The organism is Bacillus sp. LUNF1 (genome assembly GCF_011008975.1).
GTDB classification, from domain to species: Bacteria; Bacillota; Bacilli; order Bacillales; family Bacillaceae; genus Bacillus; species Bacillus velezensis.
This window is the reverse complement of sequence record NZ_CP048876.1, coordinates 3,093,685-3,116,538: the sequence shown is the minus strand read 5'-3', so window position 1 is coordinate 3,116,538 and position 22,854 is coordinate 3,093,685. Positions and strand designations below refer to the sequence as shown.

Sequence of the window (22,854 nt, the reverse complement as noted above, 5' to 3'; positions counted from 1 at the left end):
GTCGAGAAATTTTTCCTATGTTAAAGTGACTATTGAATAGAAATCCGCAAGTTTTACATCCATCGTGAAATAGAAATTTTTCGCACACGAACATGAATAAAGGGATAATGGAGATGATGGGGAAATGGCAAAGAAAGACGAGCATCTGAGAAAGCCGGAATGGCTCAAAATAAAGCTGAACACGAATGAAAACTATACGGGCCTGAAAAAATTAATGCGTGAAAATAATCTGCATACCGTATGTGAAGAAGCAAAATGCCCGAACATCCATGAATGCTGGGCTGTCAGACGTACGGCGACGTTCATGATTCTCGGTTCCGTCTGTACGAGAGCATGCCGCTTCTGCGCTGTAAAAACGGGACTGCCGACTGAGCTGGATCTGCAGGAACCGGAACGCGTAGCTGATTCCGTCGCGCTGATGAATTTAAAACACGCCGTCATCACGGCCGTAGCGCGTGATGATCAGAAAGACGGCGGAGCAGGCGTCTTTGCGGAAACGGTCCGGGCGATCCGCAGAAAAAGCCCGTTCACGACAATTGAAGTGCTGCCATCCGATATGGGCGGAAATTACGACAACCTGAAAACATTAATGGATACCCGTCCTGATATTCTGAACCACAACATTGAAACCGTCCGCCGCCTGACACCGAGAGTCCGGGCCCGCGCAACATATGACCGTTCTTTGGAATTCTTGCGCCGTGCGAAAGAAATGCAGCCTGACATCCCGACGAAATCAAGCATTATGATCGGTCTCGGCGAAACGAAGGAAGAAATTATTGAAGTGATGGACGACCTGCTTGCGAACAATGTCGACATCATGGCGATCGGCCAATACCTGCAGCCGTCGAAAAAACATTTAAAAGTCCAAAAATATTATCATCCGGACGAATTTGCCGAACTGAAAGAAATCGCGATGCAAAAAGGCTTCAGCCACTGTGAAGCAGGCCCGCTTGTCCGTTCTTCCTACCATGCGGATGAACAAGTGAACGAAGCGTCTAAAAAACGTCAGGCCCAAGCATAAGATAAGCCGAAAAAACCCAAAACGCCGCAGGTTTTGGGTTTTTTGTGATGGAGCCGTTTTTGCAGGGAAAAAGTCATTCTTGAATAAGGATCGTCTGAACCGCTACACTGGATATAAAGAGGAAAAATTCTCCGTCCGTCCGAACCGTCTCATTTTGCAATTGATGGACAGAAGTCAATGAATTATGATAGTAAAGAGTGATAAAAGAGGTGAAGACATGATTCTTATTCAAAATGCCGAGTTTGAACTCGTACACGATTTTAAAAACGGCTTTAATGAAGAAGCGTTCAAAGCCCGCTATTCGGACATATTAAATAAATATGATTACATTGTGGGAGACTGGGGATACAGTCAGCTGCGGCTCAAAGGCTTCTTTGATGACCAGAATCAAAAAGCAACCTTTGAAACGAAAATCAGCACATTGGACGAATACATTTACGAATACTGCAATTTCGGCTGCGCGTATTTTGTTTTAAAACGAATCAGAAAATAATTGATGCAGAAGGGGATGCTGTCACGTGTATTTTGTTGACAGAAATAATATCGAACAAACACTCCGTTTTTTTGAGACCCAGCTGGCGCTGTTTGACAGCACGCCTGCATGGCAGAGCGAAATCGAAAAAAGGGCGCTTGAGCGGATCAGCCATCTTATGATCGAATGCATTCTCGATGTCGGAAATGATATGATTGACGGCTTTATCATGCGCGATCCGGGCAGTTATGACGACATCATGGATATTCTGACGGATGAAAAGGTGGTAGCTGAGGATGAAGGGAATAAGCTGAAGCAGCTGATCTCTTCCAGAAAGCAGCTTGTCCAGGAATATCAGCATGCCGACCATCAGGAGCTGTTTACGCTGATCACGTCAAACAGAGATGTGCTGAAAGCCTTTCCGGCCCGTGTAAGAACCTACCTGGAATCAGAATTAGGGCCTGTTTCCGCATTTAAATAACAACGAGTGAGAAAATCCACAGGAGTGTTGAGTATGAAGGATTATAAAGGATATTTGATAGATTTGGACGGCACAATGTACAACGGGACGGAAAAAATCGAAGAAGCGTGTGAATTCGTGAGAACGCTTAAAGCGCGCGGCATTCCGTATTTATTCGTGACGAACAATTCTTCCCGGACGCCGAAGCAGGTGGCGGACAAGCTGATGAGCTTTGACATTCCGGCATCTGAAGAGCAGGTCTTCACGACGAGCATGGCGACTGCGCAGCATATCGCCCAGCAGAAAAAACACGCGTCGGTGTATGTAATTGGCGAAGAAGGCATCCGTCAGGCCATTGAAGAAAACGGGCTGAGCTTCGGAGAAGAAAACGCGGACTTTGTCGTTGTGGGAATCGACCGCGGCATTACATATGAAAAGTTGGCAACGGGATGCCTTGCGATCAGAAACGGTGCCCGGTTCATTTCAACAAACGGCGACGTCGCCATTCCGACTGAAAGAGGGCTTTTACCAGGGAACGGTTCGCTCACATCCGTTTTGACGGTGTCAACGGGCGTTGAGCCTGTCTTTATCGGCAAGCCTGAATCCATTATTATGGAACAGGCGATGCGTGTGCTCGGAACGGATATTTCCGAAACACTCATGGTCGGCGATAACTATGCAACGGATATTATGGCCGGCATCAATGCCGGAATGGATACGCTGCTGGTTCACACCGGAGTGACAAAGCGTGAACATATGGCCGGTTATGACCAAAAACCGACATATGCGATTGACTCTTTAACCGAATGGATTGAACATCTATAAAAAAAGGGACGGCCATGACGGCCGTCCTTATTCTGTATTTCTGGCGCTGTGAGCAAGCCGGCTTGAAGCCGCTGCTGCGATTGCGCCGACGATATCATCAAGAAACGTATGGCATTCGCCCGTAGATTTATCATTTAACCGCCCGAGAATGCCGGGTTTTTCTTTGTCAATGTAGCCGTAATTCGTAAAGCCGATCGAGCCGTATATATTCACGATAGAGAAGGCGAGCACCTCGTCAACCCCATACAGGCTTTCATCAATCGCCAGAATGGTCTGAAGCGGTTCAGACAGCTTTTTTTGTTCGGCGAGCACATCTAATTCTATTCCTGTTAAAATGGCGTTTTGCACCTCGCGTTTTGCGATGACACGGTCCACATTGAGCCTGCATACCTCCATCGTCAAATCAGGATGATATTTTTTTTGAAGGAAATACACCAGCTCGGCGATATCGGCCGTCTCAACCCCCCGTTCTTTTAAACGCGCCCTGGCGACAGCTTCCACCTGATTCAGTTGTTCCTTTTCTGACATTTGCTTCACCCAATCTTTTTTTACTAGTTTATACAACATCCTTCCGATGTGTACGATGTTTCTCCACTTGATTCAAAGGATTACAATATGTATTCATAATTCCGCCGGCGTATGACTACGATGTGAATAGCTCTAATTTTTCAGGCAGGTGATTATGATGAAAAGCATCATTAAAGAAAAGTACGGCATCCACGTCAGACAGCTTTCCGTTTATCAGAAATACCAATGCTTCCAGACGCCTAATTCCTTCTTTCTTATAATTCCCGTTTCCGGGTTTTCGCAATCAGAGCTGACGGAGCTTTACTACATGAGTCAGTATTTACAAGAACAAAGTGACCCATACGTTTCAGTGTTTATCTTTACGAAGGAAGGAGAACTGACCTTTGAGGACGAAGGCAAAACGTATGCGCTCTTAAAAGCGCCGATTCCCGTCTCAAACCGGTCGTTTTCTGTCGGAGGGGAGCTTGCCGAATTTCACAGAAAAGGGCGGGGTTTTCCGTACGAAGTGAAAGAAGCGGGCAGGATCGGCCAATGGAAGGACTTATGGGGAAAACGGGTGGATCAGCTGGAATCATTCTGGATGCAGAAAATTCATATGTCTCCGCTTGAACCGTTCGAAAAGAAAATGATCGAAGCATTTCCTTATTATTCGGGCTTAGCGGAAAACGCCATTCAATATTTAGTGGATACGGAGCTGGATGACAATCCCGGCGCAGAAGACTCGGGGACAATCTGCCATCAGCGGATGGAACGGGATACCTGGTCGGAGGAATCACTGATCCGCATTCCGGGCGATTGGGTATTCGACCATGCCGCCCGTGATATTGCGGAATATATGCGCAGCACATATTTGTATCATCGTGACGACCTGCTCAAAGATGGTTTTTTGTTTCTGCAGGAATATGAGCAAGTTACGCCGTTATCCTCCTTTTCCAAGCGCCTGTTTTACAGCCGCCTGCTGTTTCCGCTCCATTTCTTCGAGACGGTGGAGAGCTATTACATTTCTCATGATTCTGAAAAACAGTTTTACGAAGAGCAGCTTGACTACATTCTTGCCGACTGCACCCGCTATGAACAGTTTTTACAGACATGTCACAACATGATGAATGTCAGGTCGGCGCAGGTTTTTGTCCCGCCTGTGGCGTGGCTCGGAAAAGGAATCAGTTCGTAAGAAAATATGACGTAAAAATATTTAGAAAATAGGGAATCTTGTCATATCAGTGTGTTAAGCGTTTTCATAGCCGTAGAAACAATATTCAGCCGCTTGTCAAAACAAATACGGGCTTATATAATATTTGTAACTTAAATGTCTGTGAAGGGTTAACAATTGTCCTTTTCTAGTGGACGAAAGGAAGAAAGGTGGAGTTTCTCTTTGGAAGCGATTCGTATTGGACTGTTAGGACTGGGAACCGTGGGAAGCGGAGTCGTCAAAATTATACAAGATCATCAGGATAAGCTTATGCACCAGGTCGGCTGTCCGGTGACGATCAAAAAAGTGCTAGTTAAAGATATTGATAAAAAACGAGACGCAGACCTGCCGAAAGAAGTGCTGACGACAGAAGTCTATGATGTAATCGATGACCCTGAGGTCGACGTGATTATTGAAGTCATAGGCGGTGTCGAACAGACGAAGCAATATCTTCTTGACGCCTTGAAAGCGAAAAAACATGTTGTGACCGCAAATAAAGATCTGATCGCCGTATATGGCTCGGAGCTTTTAGCCGCCGCAAAGGAAAATGGCTGTGACTTGTATTATGAAGCGAGTGTCGCCGGCGGAATCCCGATTTTACGCACGCTCGAAGAAGGCCTTTCCTCTGACCGGATCACAAAAATGATGGGAATCGTCAACGGAACGACGAACTTCATCTTAACGAAAATGATTAAAGAAAAAAGCCCGTATGAAGAAGTGCTGAAGGAAGCGCAGGATCTCGGATTCGCGGAAGCGGACCCGACCGCCGATGTAGAAGGGCTCGATGCCGCGCGCAAGATGGCGATTTTAGCCCGTCTCGGCTTCTCTATGGACGTTGATCTGGACGATGTCAAAGTAAAAGGAATTTCCCGGATTACGGATGAAGATATCAGCTTCAGCAAACGGCTCGGCTATACGATGAAGCTGATCGGCATCGCCCAGCGTGATGACAATAAAATCGAAGTCAGCGTTCAGCCGACACTGCTTCCGGATCATCATCCGCTCTCTGCGGTGCATAACGAGTTTAATGCCGTTTACGTGTACGGAGAAGCCGTCGGCGAAACGATGTTTTACGGCCCCGGAGCCGGAAGCATGCCGACTGCGACATCGGTCGTTTCCGATCTGGTCGCGGTCATGAAAAACATGCGTCTCGGCGTAAACGGAAACAGCTTTGTCGCCCCGCAGTTTGAAAGAAATCTGAAGCAGCCGTCTGATATCTATGCCCAGCAGTTTTTAAGAATTCACGTCAAAGACCAGGTCGGCTCTTTTTCAAAAATCACATCGGCCTTCTCAGAGCGCGGCGTCAGCTTTGAAAAAATTCTGCAGCTGCCGATTAAAGGCCACGACGACCTCGCGGAAATCGTCATCGTCACGCATCATACATCGGAAGAAGATTTCAGTGACATTCTGCAAAACTTAAATGACCTCGAAGTCGTACAAGAAGTAAAAAGCACATATCGCGTAGAAGGGAACGGTTGGAGCTAATGTGGAAAGGACTCATCCATCAATATAAAGAATTTCTGCCGGTGACGGATCGGACGCCGGCCCTGACATTGCATGAAGGCAACACGCCGTTGATTCACCTGCCGAAGCTTTCCGAAAAGCTCGGAATTGAACTGCATGTGAAAACAGAGGGCGTTAATCCGACGGGATCCTTTAAAGACCGCGGCATGGTCATGGCGGTCGCCAAAGCGAAAGAAGAAGGCAATGATACCATCATGTGCGCCTCTACAGGCAACACATCCGCGGCGGCTGCGGCATACGCGGCGAGAGCCGGCATGAAATGCATCGTCATCATCCCGGACGGAAAAATCGCCTTCGGAAAACTTGCGCAGGCCGTCATGTACGGTGCGGAAATCATTGCGATTGACGGAAACTTTGACGACGCGCTGGCCATCGTCCGGTCGATTTGTGAAAAATCACCGATTGCATTAGTGAATTCAGTAAACCCTTACCGGATTGAAGGGCAAAAAACAGCGGCCTTTGAAGTATGCGAACAGCTCGGCGGAGCGCCGGACATTCTGGCGATCCCGGTAGGTAACGCCGGGAATATCACGGCCTACTGGAAAGGGTTCAAAGAATATCATGAGAAAAAGGGCACCGGACTTCCGAAAATGCGCGGTTTTGAGGCGGAAGGTTCTGCGGCCATCGTCCGCGGCGAAGTCATTAAAAATCCAGAAACCGTTGCGACGGCAATCCGAATCGGGAATCCCGCCAGCTGGGACAAAGCCGTGCTCGCTGCGGAGGAATCAGCCGGAAAAATTGATGAAGTCACAGATGAAGAAATTCTTCACGCTTATCAGCTGATTGCCCGTGAAGAAGGCGTGTTTGCCGAACCGGGCTCCTGTGCATCCATCGCCGGCGTTTTGAAACAGGTGAAATCCGGTGAAATTCCAAAAGGCAGCAAGGTTGTCGCAGTTTTGACCGGAAACGGCCTGAAAGATCCGAACACGGCTGTAGACGTATCTGACATAAAACCGATCACGCTGCCGACAGATGAGGACAGCATACTGGAATACTTAAATGGAGCGGCGCGTGTATGAATGAGGCGGAGATGCTGTTTTCCATTACGGTTCCGGGAAGCACAGCCAACTTAGGGCCCGGGTTTGATTCCGTCGGGATGGCGCTCAGCAGATACTTGAAGCTTTCGGTTTTCCGAAACGATGAATGGCAGTTCTCGGCGGAAACCGAAACTGTCGCGGGCATCCCTCAAGGAACGGACAACCTCATCTACCAAGTCGCCAAACGGACGGCTGACCGCTATCAAAAAGAGCTGCCGCCCGCCCATGTCAAAGTATGGAGTGACATCCCCCTTGCACGGGGTCTCGGAAGCAGCGCGGCCGCTATCGTCGCCGCCATTGAGCTTGCGGATGAGTTATGCGGCCTGCAGCTGTCGGAAAGCGACAAACTGCACTTAGCCAGTCTTGAAGAGGGGCACCCTGATAATGCCGCTGCTTCCCTTGCAGGAGGGCTTGTGATCGGCCTTCACGAAGAAGGTGAAACACATATCGTGCGTGTTGCCGAAGCGGATATCGACGTTGTGGCAGTCATTCCGTTTTACGAAGTTCTGACCAGGGACGCAAGAGACGTGCTCCCGAAAGAGCTGCCGTATCGACGCGCCGTTAAAGCAAGCGCCGTCAGCAACCTTCTCGTTGCTGCGATCATGTCAAATGACTGGGCGCTCGCCGGGAAAATGATGAGAAAAGACATCCTCCATCAGCCGTACCGCGCCATGCTTGTTCCTGAGCTTTCAAAGGTGGAACATGCGGCCGAAATGAAAGGCGCTTACGGAACGGCGCTGAGCGGAGCGGGACCGACGATTCTTGTCCTGATTGAAAAAGGAAAGGGAGAAGAGCTGAGAAAACAGCTTTCTGAGCATTTCCCCCACTGTGAGATTGCGGCGCTTACCGTCCCGTCAGAAGGAAGCGTAATTGAACGGAATCCTTTAGAGCAGGTGAAAAGTGTATAATGATAAAAAAGCGTTCTTCCCATCAGAGAAGGACGCTTTCTTTTTCTGGAGAAGGATTTTTATTTAGGGAAGCGAAATAAAAAAGAAAAGGAGGAGAAACGATTTGAAAAAACTCATAACCGAGGAGGACATTGCGACTCTCGTATCCGTGACAGACCCGCAATATGCCCCTGACGGCAGAAGAGCCGCTTACGTCCGGACAACAGTCAATCATAAGCGTGATGCCTATTCCTCAGCCATTATGGTATATGACACAGAATCCGGCATCTCAAACCCTTGGACTTTCGGGGACAACAGAAATACAAGTCCGCGGTGGTCGCCTGACGGACGGCGACTCGCCTTTGTTTCTGACAGGGAGAACGGCATCCCTCAGCTGTACATCATCGACGCTGCCGGCGGAGAGGCGGAGCAGGCGGCCGATATTCCTTGGGGTGTATCAGATCCGATATGGGCGCCCGACGGCAGATCCGTGCTTGTGTCCGTCAGTCTGACATCAGCGGAGCGCGCCGATGAGAAAGAAAAAAAGAAGCATGACGAGTATGAGCCGGTTGACATCCAGTCATTAACATATAAACGTGACGGGAAAGGCCTGCTGAACGGAAGCTGGGTCCAGCTTGTGCTGATTCATCTTGAAACGGGGGAGATTCAGCAGCTGACGGATCATGAAGCGGATCATTATGGCGCGGCCTTTTCAACGGATGGCAGGCAGCTTGCGTTTACCGCCAATTTATACGAGCCGGGTGACGCCGGAAAGCCGAGCGATGTCTATCTGATGAATCTGGCGGACGGAAGCCTGAAGCAGATTACGCCGCACCGCGGTTCTTTCGGTTCCTGCGTGTTTTCACCGGACGGTTCTTATATCGCGATGCTGGGCCATGAAAATGAATTTCGCAATGCGACTTTAGAAAAAGCGTGGCTGTACGACGTGAAAACTGAGCGGCTGTCCTGCCTGACCGACATGCTGGATGTTCATTTGAGCGATGCGCTGATTGCGGATTCAATCATAGGAGGAGTGACGCCCCGGCCGGTATGGACAAACGACGGGCAGGGCTTTTACGTTCTCGGGAGCGAGCAGGGAAGCACCGGTATTTATTATATCTCGATTGACGGCCTCGTATATCCGATCCGATTAGAAGAAGAGTATGTGAACGGTTTTGCTTTTCATCCTGATCAGAAAAGCTGTATCGCTGTCATTGCCAAACCCGCACAGCCTTCCGAGCTTTACAGCATTTCACTTGAAGATGGGGAAGAGAAGCAATTGACATTTGACAATGATCGGTTTATTGAGGAGCGTATCATATCCGTGCCGGAAAAGCTGCAATATGAAACAAAGGACGGGCAGACGGTAAACGGCTGGTTTTTAAAGCCCGCCGTTTTTGAAGAAGATCAAACTTATCCCCTCATTCTATACATACACGGCGGGCCTCACATGATGTACGGCCATACGTATTTTCACGAATTCCAAGTGCTGGCCGCACAAGGATATGCTGTCGTGTATGTCAACCCAAGAGGAAGCCATGGCTACGGGCAGGATTTTGTCAATCGTGTCAGGGGTGATTACGGAGGCGGAGATTACCGTGATGTCATGCAGGCGGTGGATGAAGCCATTCAGGCGTATCCGTTTATTGACAGCGGCCGTCTCGGTGTGACGGGCGGAAGCTACGGAGGGTTTATGACGAATTGGATTGTCGGGCAGACAGACCGTTTTAAAGCAGCCGTCACGCAGCGCTCCATTTCAAATTGGTTCAGCTTCCACGGTGTCAGCGATATCGGTTTCTTTTTTACCGACTGGCAGCTCGGGCATGATTTGTTTGAGGAAGCGGATAAGCTTTGGGATCGTTCTCCTGTAAAATATGCGTCCCGCGTTTCGACGCCGCTTTTGATTCTGCACGGTGAGCGAGATGACCGCTGTCCGATAGAGCAGGCCGAGCAGCTCTTTACCGCGTTGAAGAAACTGAACAAAACGACGTCGTTCATCCGGTTTCCGAAAGCCACGCATGAGCTGTCGAGAAGCGGCCATCCGGAACAGCGGATGAAACGCATCCGTTATATTTGTTCATGGTTTGATGACTATTTGTAAAAAATAAAAAAACCAGGCTGTCATGCAGCCTGGTTTTATGATTAAAATACTTGTTCTACTTCAACGACACCCGGTACTTCTTCAAGAAGGGCGCGTTCAATTCCGGCTTTCAGCGTAATCGTTGAACTTGGGCAGCTGCCGCATGCGCCAAGGAGGCGAAGCTTTACGATGCCTTCGTCTACGTCAACAAGCTCACAGTCACCGCCGTCACGAAGCAGAAACGGACGTAATTTATCCAATACTTCCTGTACTTGCTCTTTCATTTCAACCTCAGTCATGAGATTCGCTCCTTTCATATACATAAAACCATTATATTCACAGTAACGGTAAAAATCTAATGTTTGGTTTGCAAAGCTGCTTTCCCCATTATAGCATATTTAAACTTGAACATAAAAACCGTTTTTTATACAAAAGCTGCTCCGTCCTTTGTATACTGGTGTAAAGGGGATGATATACATGACAAAGCCGGTTACGCTCAGTGTTTACGGCGCTGAAACGCTTTGCGCAAGCTGCGTGAATATGCCGAGCGCCAAAGATACGTTTGAATGGCTGGAGGCGGCGCTGAAACGGAAATATCCGGAGCAGCCTTTTAACATGCGGTATATTGATATTGACGCACCGCCTCAGCAAAAGGAGACAGAAGAGCTTGCGGAGCGCATCAGAAACGATGAATTTTTCTACCCGCTCGTGCTGGTGGAGGATGTCATTGTGGGGGAAGGGAATCCGCATTTAAAAGATATATATGAAGAAATGGAAAAGCGCGGCTATGTTGCAGGCTCTTAAAAATGGCCGCTGATCGCAATCAGCGGCTTTTTTCTTATCAGCCGTTATGATGCTTGTACATCCATAAAAGGCCTGATTTTAATAAACGGGGCACACGCCCGATGAGCGGACGGTCGTTGACAAGACCGAAGCCCGCTTTTTTTCCGAGTGAACCGAGAACGCCTTTCAGCTTAAATTGCGGCATTGTTTCCGGCAGCTCTTCATTGTTCCAGCGTTTCAGGAGAATCTGCACAATTTGTTCCGCTTGCGCTTCAGCCAGCTGGGCGCTCGGCGCATGCGGCAGGCTCGCGCAATCACCGACGACGTAAACATGCTCATCGCCCGGAAGGTTGTGATGCGGTGTTAAAACGATGCGGCCTTGCGGGTCTTTTTCAGCGTCCAGTTCTCTGACGGCTTTATTCGGCTGAATTCCCGCCGTCCACACGATGGCATCGGCCGGTATTCCTTCATCATGATTATAAACGATGCCGTCTTCCACTTTTGTAATATTCGCATTATTGATAATGGTGACGCCGTGTTCTTCAAACCATTTTTGAACGTACTTGCTGAGTCTTTTCGGAAAGCTTGATAAAATCAGGTCGCCCCGGTCAAATAACATAATCTTCAGATCGTCACGGCTCTCTCTTAATTCACTGGCAAGCTCCACGCCGCTTAATCCCGCTCCGACGATAGCGACAGATGCATTGGCGCCGAGGTTGTTCAGCTTTTGATAGGCCTCGCGTGACTGATCAATGGTCTGAATGCTGTAAGTATGTTCCGGCGCGCCGGGCACGTTATGATACTTATCCTCGCAGCCCAGTCCGATCACCGCGTCATCGTAAGAAATCGGTTCGCGGTCATGAAACAGAACCTGTTTGTTTTTCGTGTCGACGGAAGCCACCTCACCGTATTGAACATCCAGATTCGGATGCTCAGGAAAAGACACCCTGATATGATGATCAGAAATCGTGCCGGCGGCGAGCGCATAATATTCTGTTTTTAAGCAGTGATACGGGTTTCTGTCAATCAGCGTGATGGATATATCTGACGGAAGCTGGTTCGGCAGTAAGCGGTGCAGCACCCGCATGTTTCCGTAACCCCCGCCGATCAAGACCAATTTTTTCATAATGATTCCCCTTTTGCCCGAAAAATATGGTAGTCAATGTTGTTACAAAATAACGAACTATGTAAAATAACATCTAGAATTATATCGAATTTGATCTAAAACCACAATAATAGTTTTAAAATAACCTACAAATTGACCAGAAAACACGTAATAGTAAAACCTTTAACCTGAATTAATATGTTACGATAACATTGAGCGTGAAACCGGATCTTTGACGAATAGAGGAAATTCCGTTAGGATAAGGTACATATGTGAGGTGAAACCGCATGAATCCGATGATTGAATTCTGTGTCAGCAATTTAGCGCGCGGTTCCCAGGAAGCACTTGAGATCTTAGAGAAGGATCCGAACTTGGACGTGCTTGAATACGGCTGTTTAAGCTATTGCGGGAAATGCATGGAGTCCCTGTTCGCCCTGGTCAACGGCGAAGTGGTCACGGGGGGCACGCCTGCTGAATTGGTTGACAACATATATACATTCATAGAAGAAAATCCGATGTTTTAATCAGAGGCTCCGAACGGGGCCTCTTTTTTATTGCGCCCGGGTTTTGGCAAAATAAAAAATTTGTAGACAGCAAAAATAAATATTGTTATCTTAATAAAGACTTTTTTTAAATAAAATTTTAGAGGTGGATTCATTGAATATCGTTTGGGGGCTGCTCGGGGCAGTTGCTATATTAGCCATTGCTTTTTTGTTATCAGAGAAGAAAAGCAAAATTAACCTGCGAACCGTCATTGTCGGTTTATGTTTACAAATGGCCTTCGGATTCATCGTATTAAAGTGGGACGCCGGACGGGCCGTATTTTTATGGTTCTCAAGCCGTGTGCAGCTTCTCATTGATTATGCGAACGAAGGCATCAGCTTTATTTTTGGCCCGCTGTTAAAAGTGGGCAGCAGCCCGGCTTTTGCGCTGAGCGTTCTGCCGGTCATTATCTTTTTCTCAGCGCTGATTGCCGTTTTGTATCACTTGAAAATCATGCAGCTCATCTTTCGCGTCATCGGAGGCGGACTGTCAAAGCTTCTTGGGACAAGCAGAACGGAATCGCTTGCGGCGGCTGCGAATATTTTTGTCGGACAGTCTGAATCACCGCTTGCCATTAAACCGCTGATTGCGGGATTGACCCGTTCCGAGCTGTTTACGATTATGACGAGCGGCCTTTCGGCTGTAGCGGGTTCGACGCTTTTCGGTTACGCCCTGTTAGGCATTCCGATCGAATACTTGCTGGCGGCCAGCTTTATGGCGGCTCCCGCCGGTCTCGTGTTCGGAAAAATTTTAATACCTGAAACGGAAAAAACGCAGACGATAAAAGGCGATTTTAATATGGACGAAGAAGGCGAAGGCGCCGCTAACGTGATTGATGCAGCGGCAAAAGGCGCGTCCACGGGCCTTCAGATTGCTCTAAATGTCGGCGCCATGCTGCTTGCGTTTGTCGCGCTCATCGCCGTAGTGAACGGAATTCTCGGCGGAATCGGCGGCTGGTTCGGTTTCAAACATATTACATTAGAATCCATTCTCGGTTACGTGTTTTCACCGATCGCATTTGTAATCGGCGTTCCTTGGCATGAAGCGCTCGGAGCGGGAAGCTATATCGGACAGAAACTTGTGCTGAATGAGTTTGTCGCTTATTCAAACTTTGGGCCGCATATTGCGGACTTTTCTAAAAAAACGTCTACGATTATCAGCTTTGCGCTGTGCGGATTTGCCAACTTCTCTTCGATTGCGATTATGCTCGGCACACTGGGCGGTTTGGCCCCAAGCCGCCGTTCGGACATTGCGCGCCTCGGATTAAGAGCGGTTATTGCGGGAACACTCGCAAACCTTCTCAGCGCGGCGATTGCCGGCATGTTTATTTAGTAAACGATAAAAGCTCCCTGCATATGCAGGGAGCTTTTATGTATGAAAAACGGGGGATATTTGTATTGTGTCCGAGCAGAAGAGCTTTTATACTAAGTAAAAGAAAAAAAGTTGGAGGCCGATATGAATTCATTCCGTTTTACCAAGATGCACGGTCTTGGAAACAGTTATATATATGTAAATCAATTTGAAGAACAGCTGCCGGAAGAACGGCTGGCTGAGATTGCCGTTAAAGTGTCCAGCATTCACACGGGCATCGGCTCTGACGGAATGATCCTCATCTGTCCGTCAGAAAAAGCGCCCGTCAAAATGCGGATTTTTAATAATGACGGCTCAGAAGGGAAAAATTGCGGCAACGGCCTTCGCTGTGTGGCAAAGTATGCATACGAACATAAGCTGACAGAAGAAACGTCCTTTTTCATTGAGACGCTTTCAGGTCTTGTGAAAGCAGACATTACAGAGGACAACGGGATTGTGCGTGAAGTCGCCGTTGATATGGGCGAACCGCGCCTCACCAAAAAAGAGCTGCCGATGCTCGGCAATGAAGATGAACGGACGATCGATGAAACCTTTGTTTTTGGAGAAACGGAGCTTTCCGGAACAGCCGTATCAATGGGAAACCCCCATATTGTTTTTCCGGTTGCGGATATCAATCAAGCGCCTCTTACAACGCTCGGCCCCGTCATTGAAAAAGACCCGAGATTTCCGGAAGGCGTCAATGTCGAATTTGTGGAAACCGTCAGCGCCGATGAACTTCATTTCCGCGTATGGGAACGCGGCTCCGGCATTACACAGGCTTGCGGAACAGGCGCCTGTGCGGCGGCTGTCGCATCCGTATTGAACGGTGTTTCTGAACGAAACCGGGATATCACTGTTCATTTAGCGGGAGGCGACCTTGTGATTAATTGGCAGGATAACGGGCATGTGCTGATGACGGGACCCGCCGAAACCGTATGCAGCGGCGTCTTTTATTTGTAAACAGCTCGTTTGAGAAATACTCTCCTCAAGGTTTATAATAGATACTAGCATCGTTTTTAAAAAAGGAGGTCTACCTATGATTGTTCCAGTAACCATCACTGAAGCAGCGGCTTTGCATATAAAAGATATGATGAAAGAGCATGAAGAAGAAAACGCGTTTCTCCGTGTGGGCGTAAAAGGCGGCGGCTGCAGCGGCCTGTCTTACGGAATGGGATTTGAGCACGAAAAAGGCGAAAAAGACAGTATGTTTGAACAGCACGGAATCACCGTTTTGGTCGACAGCGAAAGCCTTGATATTATGACCGGCACGATCATTGACTTCAAACAGTCCATGATGGGCGGCGGTTTCACTATTGACAACCCGAATGCCATCGCTTCCTGCGGCTGCGGATCTTCTTTCCGCACGGCCAAAAACGCCGGTACGCCGGAAGAGTGCTAAGGGTCAACCCGCTATTCTTAGGATGAAAAAATATGACGTCTTTCTTTTCGATGGCGCTTCCACCATTGTTAAGAAAGGCGTTTATCTGTTTAATAAAAATAAAACCCGCTCAACAGAAGCGGGTTTTCCTTTTGCAAAGAGGTTATTCAATTGTATGTTTCATCGCATTGTACATATTTGCCGTATGTTCATCGGCTTTATCCCGTGGCATGCGCAGCCGTTCGACTGAAGAACCATACCCGATTTCTTGTTTGCCCTCTTTCAGTCCTTTAAAAATCCCATCAGCGAATTGATCCAGCGGTTCTCCTTGAGTATGCAGCCCTGCTCCGCCTAAATCTGTATTCACCGCCGGAGGCGCAACTTCAATCACTTCTACAGATGAATCAGAAAGCTGATGTCTCAGACTCATTGTAAATGAATGAAGCGCCGCTTTCGTTGCTGAATAGATCGGTGCAATGGCAAGCGGTGTAAAAGCCAATCCCGAAGAGACGTTAATGACAGCCGCATCTTCTTTTCCGGCAAAAAACGGAGCGAACAGCATAGACAGGTGGAAGGGAGCTTCAATGTTCGTAGTGATTTCTTTATTGAAATAGTCCCAATTGTCCTTCGCATCCGCTTTCAGCACATGAAAACGTTGTTGAATCCCCGCGTTGTTTACTAACACATTCACTTCCGGATAATTTTCTTTCACCCAATCAAACAGTGATATACGTTCAGATGGAATGCTCAAATCACTGACATATGTAATAAGATCCGGGAATGTTTCCTTTGCTTTTTGAAGAGCGTGCTCACGCCGTCCGGTCACAATGACTTTATTTCCCGCTTTTAAAAACCGTTCTGCGAAAGCCAATCCTATTCCGGCATTTCCGCCTGTAATCAGTATTGTATTTCCCGTCAGTTTCATATTAACTCCTCTTTTCCGATTGTTTCATACTTCTTAGATAACATTTCAGCTCCCGCTTCTATCCTGCAGCTGCAATCCAATCAATATATTTTTTGGATCATCGGGAAACCCGCCAAAACTATTCTTTCCTTGTCACAATATGATGATACGGCTTAAAGCACGGTTTAAGTCAACAAAAGAACCTTGTGATTCCGTTTCGGTTACTCACATCAGACATAGGTCACGAAAGGAAAGGTGAATGTGAAGTCTTGGAATTTTCTTGATGTGATAAAGCGTACCGTATAACATGGGTGAGAGACAATTAAAAAACGTTTCTGATCAAAACAAAAGGACGGCGATGCATGTGCAGGAAGGGAACAGCGTTGATATCAGGCCGCTCAGCCTGAATGATGCAGAGCGAGAACTGGTTTTGCAGACGGAAAACCGCATGTTTTTTGAACGGTTTGCCATGTCGAGACAAGAGGATTTTTATACGCTGGAAGGCCGGAAAAAACGAATTGAACAATCACTGAAGAATGGGGAAAATGACACAGAATACAGCTTCGGCATTTTTCTTCAAGATCAGACCCTGATTGGCACGATCAGCCTTTTTCAGGTGGTTCGGGGTTCCCTCCAAAGCGCTTTTATCGGTTATTTTTTAGATGGCAAACATAACGGGAAAGGCTATGCGACGAAGGCTGTTAAGCTGGCAGTCGATTATGCATTCAATGAGCTGAAACTGCATCGGATAGAAGCCGGAGTCATGCCGCACAATAAGGCGTCAATCCGGGTGCTCGAAAAAGCTGGCTTTCATAAAGAAGGCATTGCGAGAAAAAATGTAAAAATAAATGGAAAATGGGAAGATCATCAGGTGCTGGCGATCATACATCCGGAGGATACATGACGATATCCTCCTTTTTTATATCCTTCGTCTCTTTCGACAGGTTCTTTCTAAAACTTCAAATCAATTGTCTAAATCATACTATTTGCAAATTCAAAAAAAAATAAAGGGTATATAGAACTGAAAAATCTGAAAGATGTGCTCATTGTCAACACGTCCTAAAGTCATATTTTTCGAAAGGATATTGATTTTTTGATAGGATTAAACTAAATTGTAAAAGTATAGAATAGTTAATTTATTTTGTAAGAAAAGGATGATGATATGATAGGTCAATTGAGCAATAAAAAAATATTTTTAAGTTCTTTTTTCATCATTTTGATCTGTTCATTACTCTTCCAATTCAGTATTTCAGATAAAGTTCTGCAGTCGTATTATTCTTCCGTCGGAGAAAGTACCTATGATATCGGGGAGAAAAGTGTTCGTACGATTGTCATGTTTCTGCAAGGGTTTATGATCTTCACAACTTTTGTGGAAATTCTGATAGGCGGATTTCTGTTATTCGTTGCCGCTTTTATTCTCGGTACAAAAAAACCGAAAAAAATATATTTGCTTCTATATACACTGACTTCTTTAATCTCGGCATTTAAAATGTTGATTCTTTCAGTTGTTAATTACTTAACGGCTGATTCCTCGCTTATATATTCTGCCGGCGGCACCAGCTTGAGTCTGCAGCTGCTGGACCCATTTCTGCTCATATCAATCGCGGCTCTTTATGCTGCCGCAGGAAAACTGACCGATCTCAGTAAAGGCAAGAGAATCATTTTGACTGGATGTTTTGTTTTACTAAAACTCTTTACTATTTTCTTAAACTATTTTATGGCGGATAAAATTTAGCTCGGGAGAGAGTCAATTAAGCTGAATTTTATTATAAATTAAAAAACAGAGTAGGGAGATGTTATGATGAACTTAGTAAAATCTAATAAAAAGTCTTTCATTTTGTTTGGCGCGGCTCTTGCTGCAGCAACATTGGTTTATGCACTATTATTAACGGGAACTGAATTAAACGTGGCGGCGGCTCATGCATTCTCAGCCAATGCTGAATTAGCTTCAACTCTAGGCATCTCTACAGCAGCAGCTAAAAAAGCAATTGATATTATTGATGCGGCATCAACAATTGCTTCTATCATTTCTCTTATCGGTATCGTTACAGGCGCAGGCGCGATTTCTTATGCAATCGTTGCAACAGCAAAAACAATGATTAAGAAATACGGCAAAAAATACGCAGCTGCTTGGTAAAATCGATCAATAAATAATTGCTCTTTTTGTACAAGCTGCAAAAAGAGCCTCTCTCCCAAATACATATGTAAGGATTGAAAGTATGATAGTCAAACAAATTGCGGCTCTTATCAAATATAATACCCTGTCATCGTTTCGAAAAAGAAAGGAAGATTGGGGCATTCCTCAACTCAACAGCAAACTGCTGTCTGCCATTATTATTTCTCTGTTATGTTTATATCTCGTTTTCCTGGGATGCGGTGTTGTATTCGGGACAAAACTGATTCAGCTGCCCCTAAGCGCATGGGGGCAATTTGTTTTAATCGCCGTTTCACTTGAGCAGCTTTTTTGGGCTGCCGGCTTCTTTAAAGAACATCACAATGCCTTTCTGCTGGATACGCGTAAGGTCATTCATCAATTAAAAAAGGTTCGTTTTTTACAGCTGTTTTCTGTTTTTGCCGGCCAGGCGATCAAAAAAACCATTTTCGTATGGTATCTTTTTGTTTTTCCGGTTTTTTTGTTTTTATCAAGCGCAGGCATGACGGGGTCTGCGGCGATCATCGTATTTTTCTTGGGCTTCGTTTATTTTCTTCTCAATTTATTTTTATCTATGCTGTTTTCTTATGTTGTTTATCTTCTTACAAATATGTGGAGCAAATTGTTTTACTTGAAAATCATGAAAGGCGTTTTATTCAGCGTCAGCCTGCTGGTTCCGCTTGCAGTCGGGTATGCCGTTTATCTTCTCGTGTTTGGGGAGTATACCGCAAAGGATATTTCAAGCTTTACGGAGACACCGGCTTTCCGGAACATCCTCATGAATACGCCGTATGTATGGTTAGCATTCAGCTCACATTCCGCGCTCGTTTTCGCTGCGGTGTTTGCGGCCGCCGTCCTTTTAACGGCGGGGATGTTTAAACTGTGGTCGGCCACCCTGAAGAAAATGGACCTTATTCCTTATATGTTTTTGACAAACGCAGATTTTACGCCAAAGCTGAAATTATATAGAAATAACAAAATATTTCATGCCGTTTTTCAAAAGGATCTGCTGTTCTTATCGAGAATTGACGGGTTTTTTATCAGGAACTTCGGCAGTATGCTGTATTTGTTCATGCTGTTTTTAGGTTTTTGTATTCCGCTTCTATCGCATCACTTTCTCGGGTATTCGGCAGCCGCCATCGTGTCTGCGGCGGTTATCATTGCGAACTTTTCGTATCAGCTCGTCGGAGATGCGCTCAAAACAGTATTATCAGTTGACGGGGAAATAAAAAATCAGCATTTGTTTCACCGGAATATCAAACATGCGTGGCAGCTGGTATTTCCGAAAGTATGTATTTATAATCTCGCCGCTCTTATCTATTCGTTCATCATCACCATTTTGATTACGGTGTTTTTTCCGTCTTCCGCGGCACTGACGATTTACTTGTTTATTGTGTTTTTATGTTCGGGTTTTTTATACAGTCTTGTCCAGATTTCAAGCACCGCCCTGTATCCTAAGAAAAACTGGGAGCATCTGTACGAAATTGGAGAAGCGGGGAAAGCAAAGACGTATAACAACTTATACAGTTCTTTCATTTTCATTGTGTCGCTTCAAATCGCTGCGATCACGTCGTATTTTATCTATAAAAAGCCGGAACTTGAAACGATGCTTATTCATTCGGCATCAGGTATTTTTGTCCTGTTCACACTATTAAACTATGGAGTCATGTTTCTGTTTCTTCGCAGAATCAATATGGCGGAAAGGTTTGCGAACAATGATTAAATTAGTGAATATACAAAAAAACTATAGTGAAAAACAGGTGTTGAAAGATATTTCGTTTGAGGTGAAAAAAGGCTCAATCTATGCTTTGCTGGGGACTAATGGAGTCGGGAAAACAACGACTTTGAAAATCATTTCGGGCCTGCTTAAACCGACTTCAGGCCGCGTCATGATTGACGGCAAGGAACTGGATTCAGAAGAGGGGGGGCAAATATCGGCTGATATCGGTTTTGTGCCCGACCATGCTTTTTTATATGATTACTTAACGGGAGTCGAATACTTGCGTTTTACAGCGGAGATGTTTCAAGTGCCGTCTCAGCGGACAAATGATTATATAAAGAATATGTTAGAGACGCTGAAGCTTGCTCAAGACGGAAATCAGCTGATTAAAACATATTCACATGGAATGAAACAAAAATTATCAATTGCGGCCGCGCTCATTCATCAGCCAAAGATATTAATTCTTGACGAGCCGCTGACGGGCATTGATTTAATCAGCGGTAAAACGATACGGACGTTATTAAAGGAGTACGTCAAGCAGGGAAATACGGTCCTGTTATCAACTCACCTGCTGGAGCTGGCGCATTCGCTGTGCGATACGATCGGTATTATACATGAAGGCGTTTTTGCGGCGGAGTATCAGTCATCCGAGCATTCATTAGAAGAGATTGAAGAATTGGCTGAGAGTATCTATACATGATGAACCGCATGTTGCCGGCAATCAGAACGTCCGCCATTCCGTTAACCGCGTCATTGCTGTTTTTTTCAGGCGGTGTGATCGCTGCGTTTTTTTCCGATCACTTTGTTTCGACCGCGTCTTACAACGGCTCGTCAGGCGCGGTTGAACTGCTGAAAAACAATGCAATCGCCTGTCTGTTTTTAGCCGCGGGTTTTTTTACCTTTGGGTTGACCTCAATCTTTTATTTATTCACCAACGGGTTTATTTTAAGCGGCTCTATTATAGAAAATCTGCATAGCGGGGTTCCTTTTTATCAGATTTTTTTACTGCTAATTCCTCATGGTATATTTGAAGTTCCCGCGTTATTATTAAGTGGCGCCATTGGTTTTAAGGGCGTTGAATTGGTCATCAGGCTGTGTTTTTCTAAGGAAAAAAAGATAATGGCTTCAATGTTCAGGCATATTGGAATATTGGTGCTCATAATTATTTGTCTGCTGATCGCCGCTGCCATTATTGAAGCTTACATCACACCAATTTTTAAGTAAAAGGGGCAGAAATCATATGAGAAGTAAATTATCATTAATCGGTGTGCCGATTGTTATGATTATCGGTTATATCATTTCTTTATCCTTTGAGTGGCTGTTTCCTGTTCTTACTTTTGGGGTGGCAGGACTATATCTCTTTATATTTGCACCGGTGCAAAATAAATTCATTCGTTACATCTTTTTGTTTATTTTTGTGATTAATCTGTTGGCCAGTGCGGCTCTTTATTCCGGTATTTAATAAAAAAAATGACATTCATATTGAATGTCATTTTTTTATCTTCGAGCGGCTCTGCTGTGTGTTAAAATCTGTCGCCGTTGAAAATAGAGTTTTTTACGATCACGTAGTCGACATTGCGGATGGCTTCGAGTGTATTGCCGCCGGCGTAAGAGATGGAAGATTGCAGATCCTGCTCCATTTCAATCAGCGTGTCCTGTAAAGACCCTTTATGTTCGACATGCATTTTTTTGCCTTCGACGTTTTTCTTTTCGCCTTTTTGAAATTCGGAAGCGGAGCCGAAATATTCTTTGTACAGCTTGCCGTCGATTTCGATCGTTTGGCCCGGTGATTCCTCGTGGCCGGCGAATAATGATCCGATCATGACCATAGATGCGCCGAAACGGATGGATTTCGCGATATCGCCGTGCGTGCGGATACCGCCGTCAGCAATGATCGGTTTGCTCGCCGCTTTTGCGCACCAGCGAAGCGCGGCTAATTGCCATCCGCCGGTTCCGAAGCCGGTTTTAATCTTTGTGATGCAGACTTTCCCGGGGCCGATTCCCACTTTTGTCGCGTCGGCGCCCGCACGTTCCAGCTCCCTTACAGCTTCAGGCGTTCCGACATTCCCTGCGATGACAAAGCTTTCCGGGACATGTTCTTTAATAAATTGAATCATGCTGATCACGGCATTGGAATGGCCGTGCGCGATATCAATGGTAATATAATCCGGCACAAGCTCCTGTGCTTTCAGCTCCCGGATGAATTCGTAATCATTTTCCTTCACGCCGACACTGATGGAAGAAATCAGTCCGCGCGCTTTCATATCCCGAACAAAAGTCAGGCGTTTTTCCGGCTCGAAGCGGTGCATGATATAAAAATACCCGTTTTCCGCGAGCCAGGCCGCGATGTTTTCATCTATAATCGTCTGCATGTTGGCCGGCACGACCGGAAGTTTAAACGTGTGTCCGCCCAATGTAACTGATGTATCACATTCAGATCGGCTGTCCACAATGCATTTTGCAGGAATCAGCTGAATATCTTCGTAATCAAATACATTTTCCATATATAACACCCCTAAAAGCGAATAATATAATTAAATAAAATTAAAATGTTCGTCTTTTTATAATGTACTTTGTTTTGTCAGGAATGTCAAATGATTTCATGCTGCCTCATATCCGGTCAGCTTGTCATCCATTTGCAGTTTGGTTATCATAGTAGTATTGGGTGTTGTAAGACATTTGTTACGATAGATAGATTTGCAGAAGAAGGGAGGGGCCGGTGTGGAACAAAAACAGCCCGGGCACAGCCCGAAAGCCCAGAAAATTCAGGACCGGATTATTTTAGGCACGATTTGGGTCGTGTCGGCGCTTGTCATTGCGCTTGTTGTCGGAACCGTCATGAATTATATTTGGATGTTTAAATAAAAAAGAGTCTGTGCCGGTATGACACAGACTC

At 46.0% G+C, this 22,854-nt stretch carries 27 protein-coding genes; 22 read left to right on the top strand and 5 right to left on the bottom strand.

What is annotated here, in order from left to right; all coding sequences use genetic code 11:
• Positions 1-124: 124 nt before the first annotated feature.
• The 4 genes from lipA to G4O42_RS15385 all read left to right on the top strand — a co-directional run bounded on the left by lipA (position 125) and on the right by G4O42_RS15385 (position 2,778).
• Positions 125-1,021, top strand: a complete 897-nt coding sequence (gene lipA / locus G4O42_RS15400; RefSeq protein WP_003151923.1) for a lipoyl synthase — start codon at positions 125-127, stop codon at positions 1,019-1,021.
• 217 nt (positions 1,022-1,238) lie between these two features.
• Positions 1,239-1,514, top strand: a complete 276-nt coding sequence (locus tag G4O42_RS15395; RefSeq protein WP_003151928.1) for a YutD family protein — start codon at positions 1,239-1,241, stop codon at positions 1,512-1,514.
• 25 nt (positions 1,515-1,539) lie between these two features.
• Positions 1,540-1,974 (top strand): DUF86 domain-containing protein, encoded by a 435-nt coding sequence (locus G4O42_RS15390; protein WP_032876724.1) that lies wholly within the window; start codon positions 1,540-1,542, stop codon positions 1,972-1,974.
• A 33-nt stretch (positions 1,975-2,007) separates the two neighbouring features.
• Positions 2,008-2,778, top strand: coding sequence for a TIGR01457 family HAD-type hydrolase (locus G4O42_RS15385; protein WP_032876727.1), 771 nt, complete (start codon positions 2,008-2,010; stop codon positions 2,776-2,778).
• Between the two features lie 27 nt (positions 2,779-2,805).
• On the opposite strand, the gene G4O42_RS15380 is transcribed toward G4O42_RS15385, so the two are convergent.
• Positions 2,806-3,306: a phosphatidylglycerophosphatase A family protein gene (locus G4O42_RS15380; RefSeq protein ID WP_032876729.1), complete on the bottom strand. Its 501-nt coding sequence runs from the start codon at positions 3,304-3,306 to the stop codon at positions 2,806-2,808.
• Positions 3,307-3,460: 154 nt separating this feature from the next.
• On the opposite strand from G4O42_RS15380, the gene cotNH reads away from it, so the two are divergent.
• The 5 genes from cotNH (at position 3,461) to G4O42_RS15355 (ending at position 10,044) form a co-directional block, all read left to right on the top strand.
• Positions 3,461-4,477, top strand: a complete 1,017-nt coding sequence (gene cotNH / locus G4O42_RS15375) for a spore coat-associated protein CotNH (protein ID WP_007613555.1) — start codon at positions 3,461-3,463, stop codon at positions 4,475-4,477.
• Positions 4,478-4,678: 201 nt separating this feature from the next.
• Positions 4,679-5,980 (top strand): homoserine dehydrogenase, encoded by a 1,302-nt coding sequence (locus tag G4O42_RS15370; protein ID WP_007613551.1) that lies wholly within the window; start codon positions 4,679-4,681, stop codon positions 5,978-5,980.
• Positions 5,980-7,038 carry a threonine synthase gene (gene thrC / locus G4O42_RS15365; protein ID WP_032876733.1) on the top strand — a complete coding sequence of 353 codons (1,059 nt, stop codon included), beginning with the start codon at positions 5,980-5,982 and terminating at the stop codon, positions 7,036-7,038. The genes G4O42_RS15370 and thrC overlap by 1 nt, the downstream gene beginning before the upstream one ends.
• Positions 7,035-7,964, top strand: coding sequence for a homoserine kinase (gene thrB, locus G4O42_RS15360; protein WP_032876737.1), 930 nt, complete (start codon positions 7,035-7,037; stop codon positions 7,962-7,964). Before thrC ends, thrB begins: the two co-directional genes overlap by 4 nt.
• A 103-nt stretch (positions 7,965-8,067) precedes the next feature.
• Positions 8,068-10,044: a S9 family peptidase gene (locus G4O42_RS15355; RefSeq protein ID WP_032876739.1), complete on the top strand. Its 1,977-nt coding sequence runs from the start codon at positions 8,068-8,070 to the stop codon at positions 10,042-10,044.
• A 41-nt stretch (positions 10,045-10,085) separates the two neighbouring features.
• On the opposite strand, the gene G4O42_RS15350 is transcribed toward G4O42_RS15355, so the two are convergent.
• Positions 10,086-10,421, bottom strand: coding sequence for a NifU family protein (locus tag G4O42_RS15350; protein ID WP_169510385.1), 336 nt, complete (start codon positions 10,419-10,421; stop codon positions 10,086-10,088).
• Between the two features lie 79 nt (positions 10,422-10,500).
• Here G4O42_RS15350 and G4O42_RS15345 point away from each other — a divergent pair, with 79 nt between their 5' ends.
• Positions 10,501-10,827 (top strand): YuzD family protein, encoded by a 327-nt coding sequence (locus G4O42_RS15345; RefSeq protein WP_017419453.1) that lies wholly within the window; start codon positions 10,501-10,503, stop codon positions 10,825-10,827.
• 37 nt (positions 10,828-10,864) lie between these two features.
• Here G4O42_RS15345 and G4O42_RS15340 read toward each other — a convergent pair whose 3' ends face one another.
• On the bottom strand, positions 10,865-11,932 hold the full coding sequence (locus G4O42_RS15340; protein WP_007613539.1) for an NAD(P)/FAD-dependent oxidoreductase: 1,068 nt from the start codon (positions 11,930-11,932) through the stop codon (positions 10,865-10,867).
• 266 nt (positions 11,933-12,198) lie between these two features.
• Here G4O42_RS15340 and G4O42_RS15335 point away from each other — a divergent pair, with 266 nt between their 5' ends.
• From G4O42_RS15335 to G4O42_RS15320, 4 genes are all read left to right on the top strand, one after another.
• Entirely contained in the window at positions 12,199-12,435 is a 237-nt protein-coding gene (locus G4O42_RS15335; protein WP_007408721.1) for a YuzB family protein, read from the top strand.
• A gap of 133 nt (positions 12,436-12,568) precedes the next feature.
• Entirely contained in the window at positions 12,569-13,786 is a 1,218-nt protein-coding gene (locus tag G4O42_RS15330) for a NupC/NupG family nucleoside CNT transporter (protein WP_012118346.1), read from the top strand.
• Between the two features lie 123 nt (positions 13,787-13,909).
• Positions 13,910-14,764 carry a diaminopimelate epimerase gene (dapF, locus tag G4O42_RS15325; protein WP_014418790.1) on the top strand — a complete coding sequence of 285 codons (855 nt, stop codon included), beginning with the start codon at positions 13,910-13,912 and terminating at the stop codon, positions 14,762-14,764.
• A 76-nt stretch (positions 14,765-14,840) separates the two neighbouring features.
• Complete coding sequence (locus G4O42_RS15320) at positions 14,841-15,203, top strand: HesB/IscA family protein (RefSeq protein ID WP_032876743.1); 363 nt, start codon at positions 14,841-14,843, stop codon at positions 15,201-15,203.
• A gap of 142 nt (positions 15,204-15,345) precedes the next feature.
• Here the strand turns inward: G4O42_RS15320 and G4O42_RS15315 are convergent, their stop codons facing one another.
• Complete coding sequence (locus tag G4O42_RS15315) at positions 15,346-16,107, bottom strand: SDR family oxidoreductase (RefSeq protein WP_032876745.1); 762 nt, start codon at positions 16,105-16,107, stop codon at positions 15,346-15,348.
• A 337-nt stretch (positions 16,108-16,444) separates the two neighbouring features.
• Here G4O42_RS15315 and G4O42_RS15310 point away from each other — a divergent pair, with 337 nt between their 5' ends.
• The 7 genes from G4O42_RS15310 (at position 16,445) to G4O42_RS15280 (ending at position 21,420) form a co-directional block, all read left to right on the top strand.
• Positions 16,445-16,990 carry a GNAT family N-acetyltransferase gene (locus G4O42_RS15310; RefSeq protein WP_032876980.1) on the top strand — a complete coding sequence of 182 codons (546 nt, stop codon included), beginning with the start codon at positions 16,445-16,447 and terminating at the stop codon, positions 16,988-16,990.
• A 258-nt stretch (positions 16,991-17,248) separates the two neighbouring features.
• Complete coding sequence (locus G4O42_RS15305) at positions 17,249-17,821, top strand: hypothetical protein (protein WP_007613520.1); 573 nt, start codon at positions 17,249-17,251, stop codon at positions 17,819-17,821.
• A 66-nt stretch (positions 17,822-17,887) separates the two neighbouring features.
• Entirely contained in the window at positions 17,888-18,223 is a 336-nt protein-coding gene (locus tag G4O42_RS15300) for an uberolysin/carnocyclin family circular bacteriocin (protein WP_003151973.1), read from the top strand.
• Positions 18,224-18,305: 82 nt separating this feature from the next.
• Positions 18,306-19,961, top strand: a complete 1,656-nt coding sequence (locus G4O42_RS15295) for a hypothetical protein (protein WP_032876748.1) — start codon at positions 18,306-18,308, stop codon at positions 19,959-19,961.
• A complete protein-coding gene (locus G4O42_RS15290) occupies positions 19,954-20,658 on the top strand; it encodes an ABC transporter ATP-binding protein (protein ID WP_007613514.1) in 705 nt (234 codons plus the stop codon). The genes G4O42_RS15295 and G4O42_RS15290 overlap by 8 nt, the downstream gene beginning before the upstream one ends.
• Positions 20,655-21,182, top strand: a complete 528-nt coding sequence (locus G4O42_RS15285; RefSeq protein ID WP_015418130.1) for a stage II sporulation protein M — start codon at positions 20,655-20,657, stop codon at positions 21,180-21,182. The genes G4O42_RS15290 and G4O42_RS15285 overlap by 4 nt, the downstream gene beginning before the upstream one ends.
• Before the next feature lie 16 nt (positions 21,183-21,198).
• Positions 21,199-21,420 (top strand): DUF5970 family protein, encoded by a 222-nt coding sequence (locus tag G4O42_RS15280; RefSeq protein ID WP_032876751.1) that lies wholly within the window; start codon positions 21,199-21,201, stop codon positions 21,418-21,420.
• A gap of 61 nt (positions 21,421-21,481) precedes the next feature.
• Here G4O42_RS15280 and guaC read toward each other — a convergent pair whose 3' ends face one another.
• A complete protein-coding gene (gene guaC / locus G4O42_RS15275) occupies positions 21,482-22,462 on the bottom strand; it encodes a GMP reductase (RefSeq protein ID WP_032876754.1) in 981 nt (326 codons plus the stop codon).
• 217 nt (positions 22,463-22,679) lie between these two features.
• On the opposite strand from guaC, the gene G4O42_RS15270 reads away from it, so the two are divergent.
• On the top strand, positions 22,680-22,823 hold the full coding sequence (locus tag G4O42_RS15270; protein WP_003151982.1) for a hypothetical protein: 144 nt from the start codon (positions 22,680-22,682) through the stop codon (positions 22,821-22,823).
• The last annotated feature ends 31 nt before the right edge of the window (positions 22,824-22,854 follow it).